Here is a 4,618-nt window from a genome sequence, read left to right on the forward strand (position 1 = left end):
TTAAAAGGTGCAATTGCATCACTACCAGATGGACCTGCGTTGTATTAGCTAGTTGGTGAGGTAACGGCTCACCAAGGCAACGATACATAGCCGACCTGAGAGGGTGATCGGCCACACTGGGACTGAGACACGGCCCAGACTCCTACGGGAGGCAGCAGTAGGGAATCTTCGGCAATGGACGGAAGTCTGACCGAGCAACGCCGCGTGAGTGAAGAAGGTTTTCGGATCGTAAAGCTCTGTTGTAAGAGAAGAACGAGTGTGAGAGTGGAAAGTTCACACTGTGACGGTATCTTACCAGAAAGGGACGGCTAACTACGTGCCAGCAGCCGCGGTAATACGTAGGTCCCGAGCGTTGTCCGGATTTATTGGGCGTAAAGCGAGCGCAGGCGGTTAGATAAGTCTGAAGTTAAAGGCTGTGGCTTAACCATAGTACGCTTTGGAAACTGTTTAACTTGAGTGCAAGAGGGGAGAGTGGAATTCCATGTGTAGCGGTGAAATGCGTAGATATATGGAGGAACACCGGTGGCGAAAGCGGCTCTCTGGCTTGTAACTGACGCTGAGGCTCGAAAGCGTGGGGAGCAAACAGGATTAGATACCCTGGTAGTCCACGCCGTAAACGATGAGTGCTAGGTGTTAGACCCTTTCCGGGGTTTAGTGCCGCAGCTAACGCATTAAGCACTCCGCCTGGGGAGTACGACCGCAAGGTTGAAACTCAAAGGAATTGACGGGGGCCCGCACAAGCGGTGGAGCATGTGGTTTAATTCGAAGCAACGCGAAGAACCTTACCAGGTCTTGACATCCCTCTGACCGCTCTAGAGATAGAGTTTTCCTTCGGGACAGAGGTGACAGGTGGTGCATGGTTGTCGTCAGCTCGTGTCGTGAGATGTTGGGTTAAGTCCCGCAACGAGCGCAACCCCTATTGTTAGTTGCCATCATTCAGTTGGGCACTCTAGCGAGACTGCCGGTAATAAACCGGAGGAAGGTGGGGATGACGTCAAATCATCATGCCCCTTATGACCTGGGCTACACACGTGCTACAATGGCTGGTACAACGAGTCGCAAGCCGGTGACGGCAAGCTAATCTCTTAAAGCCAGTCTCAGTTCGGATTGTAGGCTGCAACTCGCCTACATGAAGTCGGAATCGCTAGTAATCGCGGATCAGCACGCCGCGGTGAATACGTTCCCGGGCCTTGTACACACCGCCCGTCACACCACGAGAGTTTGTAACACCCGAAGTCGGTGAGGTAACCTTTTAGGAGCCAGCCGCCTAAGGTGGGATAGATGATTGGGGTGAAGTCGTAACAAGGTAGCCGTATCGGAAGGTGCGGCTGGATCACCTCCTTTCTAAGGATAAGGAACTGCACATTGGTCTTGTTTAGTCTTGAGAGGTCTTGTGGGGCCTTAGCTCAGCTGGGAGAGCGCCTGCTTTGCACGCAGGAGGTCAGCGGTTCGATCCCGCTAGGCTCCATTGGTGAGAGATCACCAAGTAATGCACATTGAAAATTGAATATCTATATCAAATAGTAACAAGAAAATAAACCGAAACGCTGTAGTATTAAAAGAGTTTATGACTGAAAGGTCAAAAAATAAGGTTAAGTTAATAAGGGCGCACGGTGGATGCCTTGGCACTAGGAGCCGAAGAAGGACGTGACAAACGACGATATGCCTTGGGTAGCTGTAAGTAAGCGATGATCCAGGGATTTCCGAATGGGGGAACCCAACAGGTACTACCTGTTACCCGCATCTGTTAAGGATGTGAGGAGGAAGACGCAGTGAACTGAAACATCTAAGTAGCTGCAGGAAGAGAAAGCAAAAGCGATTGCCTTAGTAGCGGCGAGCGAAACGGCAGGAGGGCAAACCGAAGAGTTTACTCTTCGGGGTTGTAGGACTGCAATGTGGACTCAAAGATTATAGAAGAATGATTTGGGAAGATCAGCCAAAGAGAGTAATAGCCTCGTATTTAAAATAGTCTTTGTACCTAGCAGTATCCTGAGTACGGCGGGACACGTGAAATCCCGTCGGAATCTGGGAGGACCATCTCCCAACCCTAAATACTCCCTAGTGACCGATAGTGAACCAGTACCGTGAGGGAAAGGTGAAAAGCACCCCGGGAGGGGAGTGAAATAGAACCTGAAACCGTGTGCCTACAACAAGTTCGAGCCCGTTAATGGGTGAGAGCGTGCCTTTTGTAGAATGAACCGGCGAGTTACGATATGATGCGAGGTTAAGTTGAAGAGACGGAGCCGCAGGGAAACCGAGTCTGAATAGGGCGCCTTAGTATCATGTCGTAGACCCGAAACCATGTGACCTACCCATGAGCAGGTTGAAGGTGCGGTAAGACGCACTGGAGGACCGAACCAGGGCACGTTGAAAAGTGCTTGGATGACTTGTGGGTAGCGGAGAAATTCCAAACGAACTTGGAGATAGCTGGTTCTCTCCGAAATAGCTTTAGGGCTAGCGTCGACATAAAGATTCTTGGAGGTAGAGCACTGTTTGGGTGAGGGGTCCATCCCGGATTACCAATCTCAGATAAACTCCGAATGCCAATGAATTATGGTCGGCAGTCAGACTGCGAGTGCTAAGATCCGTAGTCGAAAGGGAAACAGCCCAGACCACCAGCTAAGGTCCCAAAATAATTGTTAAGTGGAAAAGGATGTGGGGTTGCACAGACAACTAGGATGTTAGCTTAGAAGCAGCTATTCATTCAAAGAGTGCGTAATAGCTCACTAGTCGAGTGACCCTGCGCCGAAAATGTACCGGGGCTAAAACAATTTACCGAAGCTGTGGATACCTTTATAGGTATGGTAGGAGAGCGTTCTATGTGTGAAGAAGGTATACCGTGAGGAGTGCTGGAACGCATAGAAGTGAGAATGCCGGTATGAGTAGCGAAAGACAGGTGAGAATCCTGTCCACCGTAAGACTAAGGTTTCCAGGGGAAGGCTCGTCCGCCCTGGGTTAGTCGGGACCTAAGGAGAGACCGAAAGGTGTATCCGATGGACAACAGGTTGATATTCCTGTACTAGAGTATGTAGTGATGGAGGGACGCAGTAGGCTAACTAAAGCAGACGAATGGAAGTGTCTGTCTAAGCAGTGAGGTGTGATATGAGTCAAATGCTTATATCTATAACATTGAGCTGTGATGGGGAGCGAAGTTTAGTAGCGAAGTTAGTGACGTCACACTGCCAAGAAAAGCTTCTAGCGTTTAAACATACTCTACCCGTACCGCAAACCGACACAGGTAGTCGAGGCGAGTAGCCTCAGGTGAGCGAGAGAACTCTCGTTAAGGAACTCGGCAAAATGACCCCGTAACTTCGGGAGAAGGGGTGCTGACTTTAAGTCAGCCGCAGTGAATAGGCCCAAGCAACTGTTTATCAAAAACACAGCTCTCTGCTAAATCGTAAGATGATGTATAGGGGGTGACGCCTGCCCGGTGCTGGAAGGTTAAGAGGAGTGCTTAGGAGTAATCCGAAGGTATGAATTGAAGCCCCAGTAAACGGCGGCCGTAACTATAACGGTCCTAAGGTAGCGAAATTCCTTGTCGGGTAAGTTCCGACCCGCACGAAAGGCGTAATGATTTGGGCACTGTCTCAACGAGAGACTCGGTGAAATTTTAGTACCTGTGAAGATGCAGGTTACCCGCGACAGGACGGAAAGACCCCATGGAGCTTTACTGCAGTTTGATATTGAGTGTCTGTACCACATGTACAGGATAGGTAGGAGTCTATGAGATCGGGACGCCAGTTTCGAAGGAGACGTTGTTGGGATACTACCCTTGTGTTATGGCCACTCTAACCCGGATAGGTTATCCCTATCGGAGACAGTGTCTGACGGGCAGTTTGACTGGGGCGGTCGCCTCCTAAAAGGTAACGGAGGCGCCCAAAGGTTCCCTCAGAATGGTTGGAAATCATTCGCAGAGTGTAAAGGTATAAGGGAGCTTGACTGCGAGAGCTACAACTCGAGCAGGGACGAAAGTCGGGCTTAGTGATCCGGTGGTTCCGTATGGAAGGGCCATCGCTCAACGGATAAAAGCTACCCTGGGGATAACAGGCTTATCTCCCCCAAGAGTTCACATCGACGGGGAGGTTTGGCACCTCGATGTCGGCTCGTCGCATCCTGGGGCTGTAGTCGGTCCCAAGGGTTGGGCTGTTCGCCCATTAAAGCGGCACGCGAGCTGGGTTCAGAACGTCGTGAGACAGTTCGGTCCCTATCCGTCGCGGGCGTAGGAAATTTGAGAGGATCTGCTCCTAGTACGAGAGGACCAGAGTGGACTTACCGCTGGTGTACCAGTTGTCTTGCCAAAGGCATCGCTGGGTAGCTATGTAGGGAAGGGATAAACGCTGAAAGCATCTAAGTGTGAAACCCACCTCAAGATGAGATTTCCCATGATTTTATATCAGTAAGAGCCCTGAGAGATGATCAGGTAGATAGGTTAGAAGTGGAAGTGTGGCGACACATGTAGCGGACTAATACTAATAGCTCGAGGACTTATCCAAAGTAACTGAGAATACGAAGTGTGAGGTTTTCTTGGTATTTGATAGATATTCAATTTTGAGTAGGTATTACTCAGAGTTAAGTGACGATAGCCTAGGAGATACACCTGTACCCATGCCGAACACAG

Annotated in this window: 1 tRNA gene and 2 rRNA genes; all 3 read left to right on the forward strand. The window is 50.1% G+C overall.

The window, feature by feature from the left end:
• A 16S ribosomal RNA gene (locus tag GMD5S_RS0210010) occupies positions 1–1,344 on the forward strand; the annotation flags it as partial.
• Positions 1,345–1,395: 51 nt separating this feature from the next.
• Positions 1,396–1,468 (forward strand) — tRNA-Ala (locus tag GMD5S_RS0210015).
• Between the two features lie 122 nt (positions 1,469–1,590).
• A 23S ribosomal RNA gene (locus GMD5S_RS0210020) occupies positions 1,591–4,493 on the forward strand.
• Positions 4,494–4,618: the final 125 nt, after the last annotated feature.

This window comes from Streptococcus sp. GMD5S, assembly GCF_000298715.2.
Classification (GTDB): domain Bacteria; phylum Bacillota; class Bacilli; order Lactobacillales; family Streptococcaceae; genus Streptococcus.